General features: G+C 71.4%; 11 protein-coding genes. 5 read left to right on the forward strand and 6 right to left on the reverse strand.

The window, feature by feature from the left end:
- Positions 1–9: 9 nt before the first annotated feature.
- On the forward strand, positions 10–1,803 hold the full coding sequence (locus ACWCPW_RS22210; protein WP_449763363.1) for a cation:proton antiporter: 1,794 nt from the start codon (positions 10–12) through the stop codon (positions 1,801–1,803).
- 84 nt (positions 1,804–1,887) lie between these two features.
- Here ACWCPW_RS22210 and ACWCPW_RS22215 read toward each other — a convergent pair whose 3' ends face one another.
- The 3 genes from ACWCPW_RS22215 to ACWCPW_RS22225 are packed head-to-tail and all read right to left on the reverse strand — an operon-like array spanning position 1,888 to position 6,334.
- Positions 1,888–3,468 carry a GMC oxidoreductase gene (locus tag ACWCPW_RS22215; protein ID WP_449763323.1) on the reverse strand — a complete coding sequence of 527 codons (1,581 nt, stop codon included), beginning with the start codon at positions 3,466–3,468 and terminating at the stop codon, positions 1,888–1,890.
- A 57-nt stretch (positions 3,469–3,525) separates the two neighbouring features.
- Positions 3,526–4,497 (reverse strand): cyclase family protein, encoded by a 972-nt coding sequence (locus ACWCPW_RS22220; protein ID WP_449763324.1) that lies wholly within the window; start codon positions 4,495–4,497, stop codon positions 3,526–3,528.
- Between the two features lie 16 nt (positions 4,498–4,513).
- Entirely contained in the window at positions 4,514–6,334 is a 1,821-nt protein-coding gene (locus ACWCPW_RS22225) for a glycoside hydrolase family 15 protein (RefSeq protein WP_449763325.1), read from the reverse strand.
- Between the two features lie 239 nt (positions 6,335–6,573).
- Between ACWCPW_RS22225 and ACWCPW_RS22230 the strand changes: the two genes are divergently transcribed.
- From ACWCPW_RS22230 to ACWCPW_RS22240, 3 genes are all read left to right on the forward strand, one after another.
- Positions 6,574–7,539: a DUF389 domain-containing protein gene (locus ACWCPW_RS22230; protein ID WP_449763326.1), complete on the forward strand. Its 966-nt coding sequence runs from the start codon at positions 6,574–6,576 to the stop codon at positions 7,537–7,539.
- A 187-nt stretch (positions 7,540–7,726) separates the two neighbouring features.
- Entirely contained in the window at positions 7,727–9,178 is a 1,452-nt protein-coding gene (locus ACWCPW_RS22235) for a chloride channel protein (protein WP_449763327.1), read from the forward strand.
- Positions 9,179–9,263: 85 nt separating this feature from the next.
- The gene (locus ACWCPW_RS22240) at positions 9,264–10,184 is read left to right on the forward strand and encodes an aldose 1-epimerase family protein (protein WP_449763328.1); all 921 of its coding nucleotides are present in this window, start codon (positions 9,264–9,266) and stop codon (positions 10,182–10,184) included.
- A gap of 48 nt (positions 10,185–10,232) precedes the next feature.
- Here ACWCPW_RS22240 and ACWCPW_RS22245 read toward each other — a convergent pair whose 3' ends face one another.
- Positions 10,233–10,985, reverse strand: coding sequence for a TetR/AcrR family transcriptional regulator C-terminal domain-containing protein (locus ACWCPW_RS22245; protein ID WP_449763329.1), 753 nt, complete (start codon positions 10,983–10,985; stop codon positions 10,233–10,235).
- 258 nt (positions 10,986–11,243) lie between these two features.
- On the opposite strand from ACWCPW_RS22245, the gene ACWCPW_RS22250 reads away from it, so the two are divergent.
- Complete coding sequence (locus ACWCPW_RS22250; protein WP_449763364.1) at positions 11,244–12,845, forward strand: CocE/NonD family hydrolase; 1,602 nt, start codon at positions 11,244–11,246, stop codon at positions 12,843–12,845.
- Between the two features lie 271 nt (positions 12,846–13,116).
- Here the strand turns inward: ACWCPW_RS22250 and ACWCPW_RS22255 are convergent, their stop codons facing one another.
- Entirely contained in the window at positions 13,117–14,118 is a 1,002-nt protein-coding gene (locus tag ACWCPW_RS22255; RefSeq protein ID WP_449763330.1) for a hypothetical protein, read from the reverse strand.
- A 309-nt stretch (positions 14,119–14,427) separates the two neighbouring features.
- Positions 14,428–15,321 (reverse strand): NAD(P)-binding domain-containing protein, encoded by an 894-nt coding sequence (locus ACWCPW_RS22260; RefSeq protein WP_449763331.1) that lies wholly within the window; start codon positions 15,319–15,321, stop codon positions 14,428–14,430.
- Positions 15,322–15,386: the final 65 nt, after the last annotated feature.

Raw genomic sequence — 15,386 nt, forward strand, 5'->3', positions numbered from 1 at the left:
GACGCGACGGTGACCGCGGACCAGGTGCTGGCCGGCGTGGGGCTGATCCTGGTGTCGGCCGTCGGCTCCCAACTGCTGGCGAGCCGACTGCGCGTTCCCGCGCTCCTGGTCCTGCTGCCGACCGGGTTCGTCGCCGGAACGCTGACCGACGACGTCGATCCCGAGCAGTTGTTCGGCGTGGCCTTTTCCCCGCTGGTCTCGCTGGCGGTCGCGGTGATCCTCTACGACGCGGGTCTCGGCCTGGACATGAAGCGGCTCCGAGGCCACACGCGGCGCGTGGTGATCAGGCTGATCTGGCTCGGAACGCTGCTCACCTCGGTGGCCGCGACACTGTTCGCGGTGCCGGTGCTGGACATGTCCAAGCGCGCGGCGGTGATGTTGGGGGCGATCCTCGTGGTCTCGGGGCCCACGGTCGTCGGTCCGCTGCTCAACTTCGTGCGCCCGACCGAGCGGCTGCAACGAGTGCTGGTCTGGGAGGGATCCTTGATCGATCCGGTCGGCGGCATCCTGGGCGCGCTCGTCTTCCACGCCGTCGTCTCGACCCGCCGGCAAGGCCTGGGCAGCCAACTGGGGCAGTTCGGCGCCAGCGCGGCGGTGGGTGTCGCGGGAGGCGCGGCGGGGGCCTGGCTGCTGTGGCTGGCGCTCCGACACCTGCGGCTCGGCGAGGTACCGGGAACCACGGTGCAACTCGCCGCCGTGGTCGGCGTGGCCGCGGCCTGCGACGTGCTGCGCGACGACACCGGCCTGATCGCCGCGGTCGTCATGGGGATGGCGCTCGGCAACCTGCCGGGACTGGACCTGCCGGCCCGTCGACCCTTCTTCGAGACACTGGTCTCGCTGATCATCGGAGTGCTGTTCATCTCCATCTCGGCGACCGTCACTCCGCAGTCGCTGCGCCACGTGGTGCTCCCGGCCCTCGCCCTGGTCGCCCTCCTGGTGCTCGTGGTCCGGCCGCTGGTCGCGCTCCTCGCCACCGTCGGCACCGATGTCCGGGGCGGGGAAAGGCGGTTCATCGGCTGGATGGCACCGCGCGGCATCGTCGCCGCGGCCACCGCCTCCACGTTCTCCGTCGCGTTGATCCGCAAGGGGATCGCCGGTGCCGAACGGATCCTGCCGGCCACGTTCGTGGTGATCGTCGCGACCGTCACGCTGTACGGCCTGACCGCTCTTCCGGCGGCCCGGCGGTGGGGAGTGCTGCGTCCCGCGCGCTCGCGCCCCTTGGTGGTGGGCGGCGACCCGTGGGTGGTCGACCTGGGCCGCGCCCTGCGCTCGGCGGGGTTGGACGTCCTGATGTGGGCCGGAGCCGAAGACCAGCGCACGCGGATCGCGGAAGCGGGACTGCAACTGGCGCCCGGTGAACTGCTCGCCGCGGCGACCGGGGCCGGCGCGGAGTTGGAAGGCATCACCGGGGTGTTGCTGCTCACCGAGGAGGACGACTTCAACGCACTGGCCGCGATGACCCTTCGGGAGAGCGTCGAAGGACCCGTGCACCGCCTGGGGCCGCGGACCGGCAGCCACGGCGCGGTGGCGCCGTACACCGGGGGCGAGGCGCTCTTCGGTTCCGGGCTGACCCGGCCCGAGCTGGCCGATCGGTACGCGGGCGGCTCCCGGATCGTGACGCACCGGGTCGACGGCGGCATCCCGGACGGACACGATGTGCTGTTCCTGGTGCGCGCGGAGGGGCAACTCGCGCCGGTCACCGAGGCCCGCACCCCGACCCCGCGGGCCGGGGACATCGCGATCCTGCTGAGTCCGCCCGATCGGCTCCCCTCGGGCCCCAGGCGCACGCCCGAAGGGGGTTGACCCGGAACGTCGTTGCCGGCCGACCACCGCAACGCCGTTCGTGCGCACGGGCGTTCCCCGGTTAGCCGTTCGGCGCCGGGGCGCTCAGCCCAGGCGCTCCGCCAGGTGGTCGCCGACCCGCAGGGCGTTCGCGATGGCGGTCAGCGAGGGATTGACCGCGCCGATGCTCGGGAAGAAGCTCGTGTCCACGACGTACAGGTTGTCCAGGTCGTGGGCCTTGCAGTTGACGTCGAGCGCCGCACGCCGCGGATCGGTGCCGAAGCGCACGGTGCCCGCCTGGTGCGCGGTCGCGCCGATCGGCATTCCCTTGTGCAGGTAGAGGCTGTGGGGGAGCAGGTGGTGCGGGTGCATCCCCAGGTGTTCCAGGTTGCCCCGGAGCTTGTGCTGTAGGCGCTCGAGTCCCTTGATGTTGTTCTTCTCGTCCAGGGTCAGGTGGATCTCGCCCTGGTCGTCCAGGGTGACGCGGTTCTCGGGTCGCGGGAGGTCCTCCCCGCACAGCCAGAAGTCCACGGCGTGGTGGGCCAGTACCTCGAAGGGCATGTCCGGCGAGGCCATCCCGGCCCAGCGCGGCGCCTCGCCCCGGATCTGGTCGGAGTCCGACTTGCCCAGCATCTGGACGCCGCCGAGGGGATAGTCCCAGTCGTCCGCGCCCAGATACCAGTCGTTCATGGCGAGGGTCTTCTGGAACAGGGTGTCGTTCGGTTCCTTCGAAACCGCCATCAGCGCAAGGTTGTTGTGTCGCATGTAGTGGCGACCGACCACGTCCGAGCTGTTCGCCAACCCGCCCGGATGCCGATCGTTCGCCGAACGCAGGAGCAGCGCCGCGGAGTTCACCGCTCCGCAGGCGACCACCACGATGTCGGAGCGGAACCGGACGATCGTGCCGTCCGCCGACTCGGCCACCACCGTCGTGACGCTGCGTCCGCTCGGATCGGTCTCCAGCCGCCGCACGTTGGTGCCCGTCTCCATCCGCACGTTGGGGTGCTTCAGCGCGGGATCGACGCAGATCACCTGTGCGTCCGCCTTGCCGCGCACCAGGCAGGGGAAGCCGTCCACCCGGTTGCAGCGGATGCACACGCTCTCGTGGGTGGCACGGCCGTGCTCGTCCTGCGTGAGGTTCACGCCGATGGGCAGGTGGAACGGGTGCAGTCCGCGTTTCTCCATGTCGTCGCTGAGCTGCTGGATCCGCGGTTCGTGGCGTACCGGTGGATAGGCGTACTGGGCACCGGCTTGTCCCTCGCTCGGATCCTCGCCGTGTCGGCCGTGCACGAGGTAGAGGTGCTCGGCCCGCGTGTAGTAGGGCTCCAGGTCCTCGTAGCGGATCGGCCACGCGGGGGATATCCCGCCGTGGTGGCGCAGTTCGCCGAAGTCCTGGGGGCGCAGGCGGAACAGCGCCGCGCCGTAGAACTTGGTGTTCCCGCCGACGTAATAGTTGACCTCCGGCGGGAACCGGTCGCCGTGTTTGTCGAACCAGAACTCCGGGGCGCGGTACTTCCCCTTGACGAAGACTGCGGTCGATTCCCAATTGTCCCGCTCTCGGGGGAGGTAGTCGCCGCGTTCCAGGATCAGGACGCGCTTGTCGGTGGAGGCGAGCCGGTGCGCGAGGGTGCCGCCGCCCGCGCCGGTGCCGATGATGATGACGTCGTAGTGCTCGTTGTCTGCCATGTCGCCACCTGGAGGTCGTGAGTGGTCGGGCGAACGCGTCCGCCGGCGGGCCGGCGGTCACAGGATCGCGATGGGGTTGACGGGTGAGCCGGTCGCCGCGGGAAGCCGCAGTGGCGCGATCACGCAGAGGAAGGACCAGCGGCGCTCCCGCTCGCAGAGCGGAACCAGGTCCTCGAACTGCAGGTAGTCGAGGAGGTGGAGCCCGAGGGCGTGCACGGCCAGTACGTGCACGGGGAAGTCGACGCCCTCGGTGACGCTCGGTGCGGTGTCGTTGTTGCTGTCGCTGCCCAGGGCGGCCACCCCGCGCGCTGCCGGGAACTCCATCGCGTTCGGATGCAGGCCCGCTCGGCTGCGCGCGACGTCCCACGGTCCGGTCTCGGCGCGTCGGCGACGGTGGCCGACCCGGACGAACAGCAGGTCGCCCGGGCCCACGCGCACCTGCTGGGCGCGCTCGGCGGCGACGAGGTCGTCGGCGCTGACGTGGTCGCCCGGTTCGAGCCAGGGCACCTCGCGCAGCCGCGGGATGTCGAGCAGCACGCCGCGGCCGACGATCCCGTTCCGGGCCTGCTCGACGGAGAGCGCCGTGGCGCCGTCGCCGGTGATCGTGGTCGCGGGGACACCGCCGTGCAGGGTGCCGTCGTAGACGACGTGGCACAGCGCGTCCAGATGGCTGTCGGCGTCGCCGTGCACGTGCATGTCGAAGCGGTCGGTGGCGAAGTGGAGCCCGGTGCCGTCGGTCGTCGCCTCGGGCGGGCTGGTCATCCGGTGGCCCGCCGGGTGCGGGTCGTCCGGTGCGAGCCGCGTCTCCACCGGTGAGGCGAGGGTGACGGTACGACCGGAGCGGACCTCCGCCGCCGCGGCGCGGACCCTGTCCGGGGTGAGGCCGGCCAGGGCGCCCCGCCCGCCGCTCGGGTCGACGGCCCGCAGGCGCAGGCGTTCGTACAGGGCCTTGAACTCGATCCGGCTCTGCCGCGGATTCCGGTTCCGGTGAGGCCGGCGGTCGGGTCCGCTCGGTATGCCTGTGCACATCGTTGCCCGCCCCGTCTCAGCCGCGCCGGTGGTCGATGGCCTCGTCCAGCGTGCAGGCGGCCGTGATGAGGGAGAGGTGGGTGAACGCCTGCGGGAAATTGCCCAGTTGCTCGCCGCTGGGGCCGACCTCCTCGGCGAAGAGGCCGACGTGGTTGGCGTAGGTGAGCATCTTTTGGAAGGTGTACCGGGCGGGACGCAGGCGTCCGGCCCGCGCGAGCGCGTCCACGTAGAGGAAGGTGCACAGGCTGAACGTGCCCTCGGAGCCGCGCAGTCCGTCCGGAGAGGCGGCCGGGTCGTACCGGTAGACCAGGCTGTCGGAGACCAGCGTGCGGTCCATGGCATCCAGCGTGGAGAGCCAGGACGGGTCCTTGGGCGCGACGAAGCCGACCCGGGGCATCAGCAGCAGCGACGCGTCCAGGACGGCGTCCCCGCCGTAGTGTTGGACATAGGCCTGAGCGGACTCGCTCCAGCCGTGCGCCATGACCTGTTCGAGGATGCTGTCGCGGGCCTCGGTCCAGCGGTCGGTGTCGGCGGGTCGGCTGAACTGGGTCGCCATGCGCAGGCCGCGGTCGAAGGCCGCCCAGCACATGACCCGGCTGTAGGTGAAGTCCTTGCGCCCGCCGCGGGTTTCCCAGATGCCCTCGTCGGGCCGGTCCCAGGAGTCGGCCAACCAGTCCAGGGCGCGGGAGAGGATCTGCCAGCCGCGGTAGCCGGCCTGGATGGCGACCTCGCGCCCCTCCGACAGGGCGTAGAGGGCCTCGCCGTAGATGTCCAACTGCAACTGGTCGGAAGCCGCGTTGCCGAGCCGCACCGGCGCGGAACCTCGGTAGCCCTCGAGGTGGTCGAGGATCTCTTCCGTCGACAGCGGCTCACCGTCGACCCGGTACATGATCTGGAGCGGCTCCCCCTCCTGCCCGGCCGTGGCACGGAGTCGGTCGCCGAGCCAGTGTGTGAAGTCCGTCGCCTCCTCGACGAACCCGAGGTCGAGCAGCGCCCGGACGGAGAGCGACCCGTCGCGTACCCAGGTGTAGCGGTAGTCCCAGTTGCGTTCGCCGCCGACCTGCTCGGGCAGGCCCATCGTGGCCGCGGCCACCGGTGCGCCGCTGGGGGCGTAGGTGAGCAGCTTGAGGGTGATGGCGGAGCGATTGACCATGTCGGGCCAGCGGCCTCGGTAGTTGGAGCCGTGCACCCATTGCTGCCAGAAGTCGGCGGCGTTCCAGAGCTGCTCGGTTCCCCCGGTGACGGTGAACGGTTGTGGAGCCTCGCCGTCGCCGTCGCAGACGGTGAAGACGGCCCCCGCCTCCTGGCCCACGCTCAAGGTGATCGAACCCCGCAGATCGTCGCCGTCGCGCTCCAGCGGGAAACTGCTCTGGAGGTACGCGGTCACGCCCGGGGCCCGGAACACGCCGCCGTCGGATCCCAGATCGAGTCGGTGGGCGGCCCGGCCGTAGTCGAAGCGCGGTCGGCACTCGAGGTCGAACCGCACGGTGCCGCGCACCGTGCGCACGGCGCGGAGCAGGGCGTGCCGGTTGCTCGGGGTACGGCTGCTGTTCGGCGGCATCCAGTCGATCACCTCGCCGACCCCGTCCGGGGACATGAATCTGGTCACCAGAATCGCGGTGTCGGGGTAATAGAGCTGCTTGCAGGTGCCTTCCGAGGAGTCGGGGCTCACGCGGAAGAAGCCGCCTCGATCGTGATCGAGCAGTGCCGCGAAAATGCTGGGGGAGTCGAACCGGGGTGCCGCGAACCAGTCGACGACGCCTTGTGAGGAAACCAGGGCGGCGGTCTGAAGGTCGCCTATCAGGCCGTGCTCCGCGATGGGAGGGTAGCGGTCCATGAGCGTCCAATCTCAGACGGATCCCTACTCGATCCACTATCCGGCAGGCGCCGGCCCGCTGCCTTTCGGGGCAGCGTGGGCGCGGCCGGTGCGCCCCTGGGGCAACGAGGGCCCCGATTGCCGAACCGGGCGGCTGCTGCGTTAGCTGGAGAGAACCACACGACGGACCCGTTCCCCGCCGATCCGGTCGGCGACCGGCGGGGTGAGAGCGGGCGTCCGAAAAATCCCGGAGGTTCTGGATGGACATGATCCATGTCCGTGCCGTGAGCCCGCCCGACGTCACCGGCGAGGCCGTCGCCCTGCTCGCCGGCGATCCGTGCGTGCTCAACCTGATCGTCCAGCCCGGCGCCGCGCGCAACCCGGACGGCGACGCGATCGCGTGCGACGTGCTCACCGGAGCGGCGAACGACGTCCTGCGCGGCCTGCGCGCGCTGCGGCTCGACCACCGGGGCTCGATCGTGATCGAACCGGTGGACATGGCCTTCTCCGGCCGGGCCGCCGACGCCGGACCGCGGGATCTGGGGCCGTTGGCCGGGGCGCCCGTCTGGGAGCAGGTCGAGGCGCGGATCCGCGCCCAGGGCACGTACCCGCCGAGCTTTTTTCTCTATCTGGTCATCGCGGGGCTGATCGGCTGTGTCGGGATCGTCACCAATTCGCAGATCCTGATCGTCGCGGCCATGGTCGTCGGCCCCGAATACGGGGCAATCGTCAGCGTCGCGCTGGGCATCGACCGACACGATCGCAGGAGAATCCGGCAGGGTCTGCGCGCGCTGTCCGTGGGCTTCGTGCTGGCGATCGTCGCCACGCTGTTGTTCAGCCTCCTCATTCGCGCGTTCGACCTCCAGTCGAGGGCATTCGGCTTGGGGCTGCGGCCGGTGTCCAATCTCATCGACACCCCCGACTTCTTCTCGGTCGCCGTCGCGACACTGGCCGGGATCGTCGGCATCGTCTCGCTCACCGAGGCCAGGACGAGCGCTCTGCTCGGCGTGTTCATCTCGGTCACCACGATTCCGGCGGCCGCCGACGTCGGTGTCTCGGTCGCCTTCGCCGCCTGGAGCGAGGCATGGGGATCGCTCGTCCAGTTGCTGGTCAACATCGTGGTACTGGTCGTGGTGGGCACCGCCACGCTCCGCCTCCAGCGGCGGATCTGGCGGAGGGTCGGCCTGCGCCGCGGGCAATTCGGCCGACCGCCCCGCGACGTGTAGCAACGCCCGCGGGCCGAAGTCCGGGCAGTGGTTGCGCCGCGGTGCGATTGGGCTGGGGGTATGACGGTGCGGGACATGCCGGAGTTCCGCGGGCCGGGTACGCGGGGCTCGCTCCTTTCGGGTGGTATCACGAGACAAAGGCTTGTGAGCCGGTGCCTTCGGGTGGGGTTCCGACGCTGAGGAGACGATGAGAGTGTCGGCCACGCCTGCCGGAGGGCCCGAAACCGTGCCACCGGATCCCTTCGCGCCCGTTCGCGCCCGCGGGTACTTGGGTCTCTTGGTGATGACGGCGGTTCTCGGGGTCCCGATCTCGGCGGCGGCGTTCGGATTCCTCGCCCTGGTCTCCCGACTCGAGTCGCTGACCTACACCGATGCGCCCAAGGCCCTGGGCTTCGACGACACGCCCTCGTGGTGGCCGGTGCCGTTGCTCGCCGTGGCGGGTGTGCTGGTCGGGCTGATCATTCGCCGGCTACCGGGGGAAGGCGGGCACAAGCCGGCCGAGGGCCTCGCCTCGACGGGAGCGCCGTCCGCGGCGGCACTGCCCGGTATCGCGCTCGCGGCACTGGCCTCCCTCGGGCTCGGCGTCGTGCTCGGGCCCGAGGCGCCGCTCATCGCCCTCGGCGGCGGCCTCGCCGTGTTCGGCGCACGGCTGGTGAAGCGGGACCTCGAGCCGAAGGCGAGCGCCGTGGTGGGCGCCGCCGGAAGCTTCGCCGCGATCAGCGCGCTGCTGGGATCGCCGCTCCTGGGGGCGTTCCTGCTGATGGAGGCGTCAGGCCTCGGCGGACCGATGCTCGGGATGGTGCTGGTGCCGGGCCTGCTGGCGGCCGGTATCGGTTCGCTCGTGTTCATCGGCCTGGGCTCGTGGACCGGCCTGGGCACGTACTCCCTGACCCTGCACGATGTGCCCGCCGCCGATCTGCCGGATTTCGCGTCGTTCGGCTGGGCCCTGGTGATCGGACTCGCGGCGGCCTTTCTCGGCACGGGGATCCGTCGGGGCGCCCTCTATCTGCAGGTGCGGGTGGAGCAGCGGCGGATGCCGGTCACCGTGGCGATGGGTGTGATCGTCGGAGTGGCCGCGCTCGTGTATGCCGAAGGGTCGGGGTACGACGCGTCGGGGGTGCTGTACTCGGGGCAGCACGCACTGGACCCGCTGCTCGCCGGAAGCGCCGGATACTCGGTGAGTGCGCTGGTGCTGCTGATCTTCTGCAAGTCGGTGGCGTACTGCGTGTCACTGAGCGCCTTTCGGGGCGGCCTCGTCTTTCCCTCGATGTTCGTGGGCGCGGTGGGCGGGATCGCCCTGTCCCATCTTCCCGGGCTGGACCTGACCTCCGGATTCGCGATGGGTATCGGCGCGATGTGCGTGGTGATGCTGAGACTCCCGATGACCTCGGTGCTGCTGGCCACGCTGCTGCTGGGCTCGCAGGGGCTCACCGTGATGCCGCTGGTGATCGTCGCGGTGGTGGTCTCGTATGTGGTCTCGCTGAGGCTCACCCCGGTGCCCGGCGTCGCGGCGGGTGCGCCGACCGGCTCCACGCGGCTCGGGGCTTCGCCGCCTGGCTCATCGTCTGCCGGCTCCGCGCCTGCCGGCTCCGCGCCTGCCGGCTCCCCGCCCGCCGGTGGGCAGGTCGATCCGTCCTAGTCCGACGCCCGTTCCGGTGCGCGGGTGGCGTTCGCGCCGTTGTGCGACCGGATCCGGAATCCCGATGTGGAGGCCGATTGTGTCCGTGAGTCCGACAGGCCGGCAGATCGTGCTGCGCAAAGACGAACAGACCGCCGTCATCGTGGAACTCGGCGGTGCGCTGCGCAGCTATTCGGTCGGCGGACGGCCGGTTCTGGACGGCTTCTCCGCCGACGAGCGGATCGTGGGAGGCCGTGGTCAGGTGCTCGTACCGTGGCCGAACCGGATCGGCGGGGGGCGGTACCGGTGGAACGGCGAGGAGCACCGACTGCCGCTGACCGAGCCCGAGAAGGGCAACGCGATCCACGGGCTGCTGCGCTGGACGTCCTGGCAGGTGGTGGAAGAGCACGAGGATCGCGTACTCCTCGGCGCCACGCTCTGGCCACAGCCGGGCTACCCCTTCCATCTCCGGTTCCGGGTGGAGTACGCGCTCGGGCCGGCGGGGCTGGCGGTCGCCGTGGTCGCCCGAAACCTCGGTGGTGGCACGGCGCCCTACGGGGTCGGCCAGCACCCCTACCTCACCGTGGGTACCGACCGGGTGGACGACGCGGTGCTCACCCTCCCGGCTCGAGAATGGCTGCCGGCCGACCACCTGGGCATGCCCGCCGCGGCGGAACCGGTGGCCGGTTCACTCTTCGACTTCCGCACGCCGAGGGCGGTCGGCACCCAGCGTCTGGACACCGCCTTCGCCGCATTGGAGCGGGGCTCCTGCGGTCTTGCCGTGGTGCGGCTCGCGCACCCTTCGAGGTCGTACGGCACCGACCTGTGGCTCGGTGAGGGAGTCGAGTTCGTGCAGGTGTACACGGGGGACACGCTTCCCGAGCCGGCTCGGCGCAAGGGCATCGCGGTGGAGCCGATGTCCTGCCCGGCGGACGCGTTCCGCAGCGGCGCCGGTCTGGTGGCACTGGAGCCCGGCGCGGAGCACGCCTTCCGGTGGGGCCTGCGCGCGTGGACCGAGGGCCGCTGACACCGGTGGCCCCGTGCCGCCACTCATACGACGCGAAACCGCCGATCGCTACCTCTCGTGGGTACCGTGAGTCGCGGCCAGTCCGTCCAGGAGGTGCCGCAGCAGGCGGTCGAACGTCGCGTCCGGGTCGGCGGAACGGCCCGGTTCCGTCATCATCTTGGACAGGCGCGGGTAGTCCGGGCTCGCCGCCACCGCCCGCAGGTAGCGGCCCTGGGCCTCGGCCAGTTCGCGCGTGGTCCGGCCGGCGCGGGCCGCGGCGCGGTCCTGGGCGACCTCGTATCCGACGTGGCTCGCCACGAATCCCACCACCAGGCTGATCACTTCGAGTGCGCCGTGTCCGCCGAATCCCGCCGGTTCGAGCACGGCGAGCGCGTGTTCCGTGAAGGCGAGCGTGTTCGGGCCGAGCGTCTGCCGTTCCGACAGGGCGGCCGGCAGCCACGGATGACGTCGCATCAGGTCCCGTTGGGCATGCGCCAGTTCGCGCAGATCCTCGGCCCATGCCCCGGTCGGGGCGGGTGGATCCGGCTGGTCACCGGCGACCAGGTCGATCATCAACTCCAGCAGGGTCTCCTTGTTGGGCACATAGGAGTACAGGGACATCACCCCGACACCGACGCGCGCCGCGACGCTGCGCATCGTCACGGCGGCGAGCCCGTCGGCGTCGGCGATCGCGACGGCCGCGGCCGTCACCTCGGCGCGGCTGTGTGTGGGCGGGCGGCCACGACGCGGTTGCGGCCGATGCAGCCACAACGCCTCGGGGTCCACCCCACCGCTCCGTTCGGCTGAGTCCGGACCGGCCACGGCGGCTCCTTTCACAGGCGGGTGCTCGGTGGGTGCTTGGCACGTCCATCCAAGCATGCGCTATTCTCGTACTTAGTACCGGAATGGCGACCGCAACGCAGGCCCGGCCCGCCGGCGCATCGGCCACCCAGCGCATCGGCGTCCGACCGCGCGAGTTCGGAAAGCGAGAGCACCATGACGAGCACCACCTCCCACCCGACGTCCCCGGACCGACCCCCGCGCAAGCCGCCACGTCGAGTACGGGCGATGCGGCGCACCATGCGCGGTATGCCCGCCGCGCCATATCGGGTGGCGTACGAGGCCGACCTGCGCATTCCCGCCGCCGACGGCAGTCCGCTGGTGGCCGACCACTACTTCCCGGCCGCACCCGGTGACTTCCCCACGCTGCTCGTGCGCTCGCCGTACGGGCGCGGCTTCCCCTGGGCGTCGATGTACGGACTCGCCTTCGCCGAACACGGGTTCCACGTCGTCCTGCAGAGCTGCCGGGGCACCGGCGGATCCGGCGGCACGTTCGCGCTCTGGGACAACGAGGCCGCCGACGGGCGGTCGACCCTCGTGTGGCTGCGCGAACAGCCATGGTTCACAGGGGACTTGGGCACGATCGGCTCCAGCTACCTGGGCTACACGCAGTGGGCCACGGCGCTCGACCCGCCCCCGGAGTTGCGTGCGATGGTGTTCCACGCCGGCTTGCACGACCCGCACGCGTACTTCCACGCCGGCGGCGTCTTCCACCTGGAGAACGCGCTCGCCACCACCGCGGGCTTCGTGCACCAACACCGAAGCAACCGGCGCTTGGTCATGGCGGCCATCCGTCTCCAGCGCACCCTGCGGCGGGTCGCCCGCACGCTCCCGCTGCCGGACGCCTGCGCCCTCGGACTCGGTGAGCGGGTGCCGTTCCTGGAGGCCGCGCTCGCTCACCCCGACGCCGCCGACCCGCACTGGACCGGCGCGGACGCGGGCCGCGCCGCCGACACGCTCTCCGTGCCGACGCTCCTGGTCGCCGGCCGGCACGACGTCATGTTCGAGCAGAACCTCGGCCAGTACCACCGACTCCGAAGCGCCGGTTGCGAGACGGCACTGCTCGTCGGGCCGTGGACGCACACCTCGATGCTGCAACAGGGGTGGCCGCGGGTGTTCGCGGACAGTCTGGCCTGGCTGCGCGCGCACCTGTACGACGACCGGTCGGCACTGCGGGAGTCCCCGGTGCGGGTGCACGTGGGCGGCGCCGACGAATGGCGGGATCTACCGGAGTGGCCACCGGTCGAGGCGGAGGCGCAACGCCGGTACATCGCGGCCGACGGCACGCTGAGCCGGCGGCCCGCCGCGGCCTCGGCGCCCTTGACACTTCGCTACGACCCCGCCGACCCGACACCCTCCGTCGGCGGCGCGACACTCTCGCCCAAGGCCGGCCCCCGTGACAACACCGCGTTGGAGGCTCGCGACGACGTCCTGATCTTCACCACACCGCCGCTGACCGAGCCGCTGGAGGTGTGTGGTCCCGTACTCGCGGAGCTGTACGCGGCCACCGGCACCGATCACATCGACGTGTTCGCCCGCCTGTGCGACGTCGACGAGCGCGGCCGGTCGAGCAATGTGTGCGACGGCATCCTTCGGCTGACCCCGAACGGCACCTCACCGGCGCGGGTCGACGTCGGGATGATTGCCACCGCGTACCGCTTCGCGGCCGGGCATCGCGTTCGCCTCCAGTTGAGCGGCGGCGCCCACCCGCGCTTCGCCCGCAACACCGGATCGGGGGAGCCCGCGCATACGGCGCGGGAGATCGTGCCGACGAGCGTGGCGTTGCATCCGGAGTCGGCCCTGGTCCTGCCCGTCGTCCCGACTCGCCCGGACGCCGGATGAGCTGCTCCCGGGCCCGTTTCACCCGCTCCGACCCGCCACGAACATGACCCGCGGGCCAAGGGCACACAACCGCCTGTTCGGAGCGAGCGGGAGGATGTTGCCAAGGCGTCGGTGTCGGCTGCGCCTCGTCCGATCGCGTCGGCGGCGCGCGGCGAACTCCGTCCGCTCGTTGCGAAGCGGCGGTTCGGCCCCGGGGGCCGACGGCGGCTGCTCCTCCCGACCCTGGTTCGACCGTGGTTCGGGGAGCCCCGTCGGGGCCGGCGCCGGTCGGTCAGGGGCCGCTCGTCTCGCGGCCGGCGCGCACCGAGCGGATGACCGCCGGCACCGTCGGCACGCCGTGGTTGGTCTCGCCCTCGACGTTCGGGGCGACCTTCGACGGGACGTCCTTGGCGGGGGTGAACCCCGTGGCCGTCACGAGGGCGCGCGTGTTCACCGTCTCGGCGCGGGAGGGGGCGCTCGCCGGCGCGGATCGCGCACTCTGCTCGGCGGCCGGCGCGTAGCGCTGCCACTCCCACGCGGGCGTGCGGGCGGACGATCGCAGGCTCGCCAGGTCACGGGCCAGGACGGATTCCACCCGGCCCTCCACCGGCGGGATCACGCGATGGCCGGACATGTGCTGCTGGAAAACGCTTCCGCGCCGGGCGTAGACCTGCTGGATCCGAGGATCGACCTCCGCGCCCGGTTCGCGCACCAGATGTGAGGCCATCGCGTCGTAGAGGTGGGCGTCCATCGGATTGCCCACCGGGGCGTCCAACCGGATGTGCGAGCGGACGGTGTTCTCGATCACGGCGGGCAACCGCGCGGCCGGGACCGCGTCCCCGTGTTCGGCAACCGCCCGACGCACCTCGTCCGCCATCGGTCTCGCGTCGGCGATTCGGTCGACGGGGAACGTCCGGGGCGGGAACGCGTAGCCCTCGACGTTGTTGCCGTCGGGCGTCCGCATCCAGCCGTCGAAGCGGGCCGCCTCGTCAGCCGTCATCGGCCGATCGTGATCCATCTCCAAGGAGGTGCTCACCTCGTGGCGCATGAAGTCGCCGAGCACCGTCCGTGCCTCCTCGGCGCGCGCCGCGGCCGACTCCCCGAGTTCGCGTGCCCTGGCCTCCAGGGCACGGTTGACGTCCGGCGCCAAGCGATCGTCCGAGATCGCGGCCAGGACGGAACCGGTGAATGCCGTCGCCACCGCGTCCTGCAGCAGATCGTCCAATCGGTATCTCCGATTGATCTGCTTCTCGTCGTCCGTCAGTTCCGGCTCCGCCGACCCGGGCTCGGTCATCTCGTCATCTCGTCCCACTCCGGTTCGATCCACCCGACATCGCCAACCCTACGGACGCGGGGCACCTGCGCGGACCGAGCCCGACCACCGCACATCACGCGCCCGCGGACGGCTGTGTGTACCGTACCCGGCGCCGCGCGGGCAGGCTCGGGTGTCCGCACCCGTTTCGCGAACGCCCGCACGTGCGGCAATCGCGTCACGCATCCCGTCGGCCCCGGCGGACAGTCGGGTATCGGGCCGTGAGGCGTGAGCGATCGCCGGCGGCGGCCGGCGACAATGCGCGGTGCGTGGCGCCGCGAACACCACGTTCTAGGTCGTCGGTGTCGGGATGCGGAGCGCGGCGGTCGGGTCGGGCTCGCCGAGTGAGATCTGTCGTTCCATCAGTTTGAAGTAGGGGTCGATCAGTTCGGCGCTGACGCCTTGCTCCGTGGCGGTGCGCGAGAGCGTACGGCTCGCCTCCAGTTGCATCTCCAGCTTCGCGTCCTCCCCCGACGCGCCCGCGGCGTGGTAAGCCCCGGCCATCGCGGTCATCCACCCGGTCAGCAGCCCCGCGAACTCGTCCCGGTCCACGGCTTCTCCGGCGACCAGCGCGTGGGCGTGCGTCATCCCGCCGAACAGTCCGTACATCGCGCTCAGAAGCGCCACGTCGATCAGCGCGGCGGCACCGGCGTCTTGGCCGACGTAGCGGGCGCCGGTCGGGATGCCCAGGATCGCCCGGTGCCGGTCGAACACGTCCCGGGCGCCGCTGTAGAGGGTGTATCCGCCGGCTTCCGGGACGCCGACCATCGGCGGCACGGCCATGATCCCGGCGTCCAGGAAGCGCGCCCCGCGATCCCGCGCCCAGACGGACCGGGCGCGGCCCTCGGCCGGGGTGCCGGTGGTGAGGTTCACGACGTCCTTGCCGGTCAGGTCGATCCCCTCCAGGGTCTCGGTGACCGAGGCGTCGTCGAGGAGGCAGAGCAGCACGAGGTCGCTCGCGGCCACGGCCGCGGCCACGTTCGGCGCGGCGGCGGCGCCGTACGCGGCGGCCATCGTGTCGGCCTTGGCTCCGGTGCGGTTCCACACGGTCAGCGGCTGCCCGGCGGCCAGCCAGGCACGGGCCCAGGCGGTTCCCATGGAACCGAGGCCGAGCAGGGATACTCGGGTGGTCGAGGAGGCGTCGTCGGGCAGGGAGGAAGTGGGGTTCGTCGCGGGGTTCGTCATGGCCCCAGCCTCGATCCGTTCGGCGCCGAGCTCAAGAACGCACTTCGAAGTAGGCGCTTACACCG

The organism is Embleya sp. NPDC001921, from assembly GCF_053594475.1.

Excerpts from the sequence above, each read along its gene's own strand:
- ACWCPW_RS22215 (WP_449763323.1), bottom strand. The coding sequence starts at position 3,468 with ATGGCAGACAACGAGCACTACGACGTCATCATCATCGGCACCGGCGCG.
- ACWCPW_RS22220 (WP_449763324.1), bottom strand. The coding sequence starts at position 4,497 with ATGTGCACAGGCATACCGAGCGGACCCGACCGCCGGCCTCACCGGAAC.
- ACWCPW_RS22225 (WP_449763325.1), bottom strand. The coding sequence starts at position 6,334 with ATGGACCGCTACCCTCCCATCGCGGAGCACGGCCTGATAGGCGACCTT.
- ACWCPW_RS22230 (WP_449763326.1), top strand. The coding sequence starts at position 6,574 with ATGGACATGATCCATGTCCGTGCCGTGAGCCCGCCCGACGTCACCGGC.
- ACWCPW_RS22235 (WP_449763327.1), top strand. The coding sequence starts at position 7,727 with ATGAGAGTGTCGGCCACGCCTGCCGGAGGGCCCGAAACCGTGCCACCG.
- ACWCPW_RS22250 (WP_449763364.1), top strand. The coding sequence starts at position 11,244 with ATGCGCGGTATGCCCGCCGCGCCATATCGGGTGGCGTACGAGGCCGAC.
- ACWCPW_RS22255 (WP_449763330.1), bottom strand. The coding sequence starts at position 14,118 with ATGACCGAGCCCGGGTCGGCGGAGCCGGAACTGACGGACGACGAGAAG.
- ACWCPW_RS22260 (WP_449763331.1), bottom strand. The coding sequence starts at position 15,321 with ATGACGAACCCCGCGACGAACCCCACTTCCTCCCTGCCCGACGACGCC.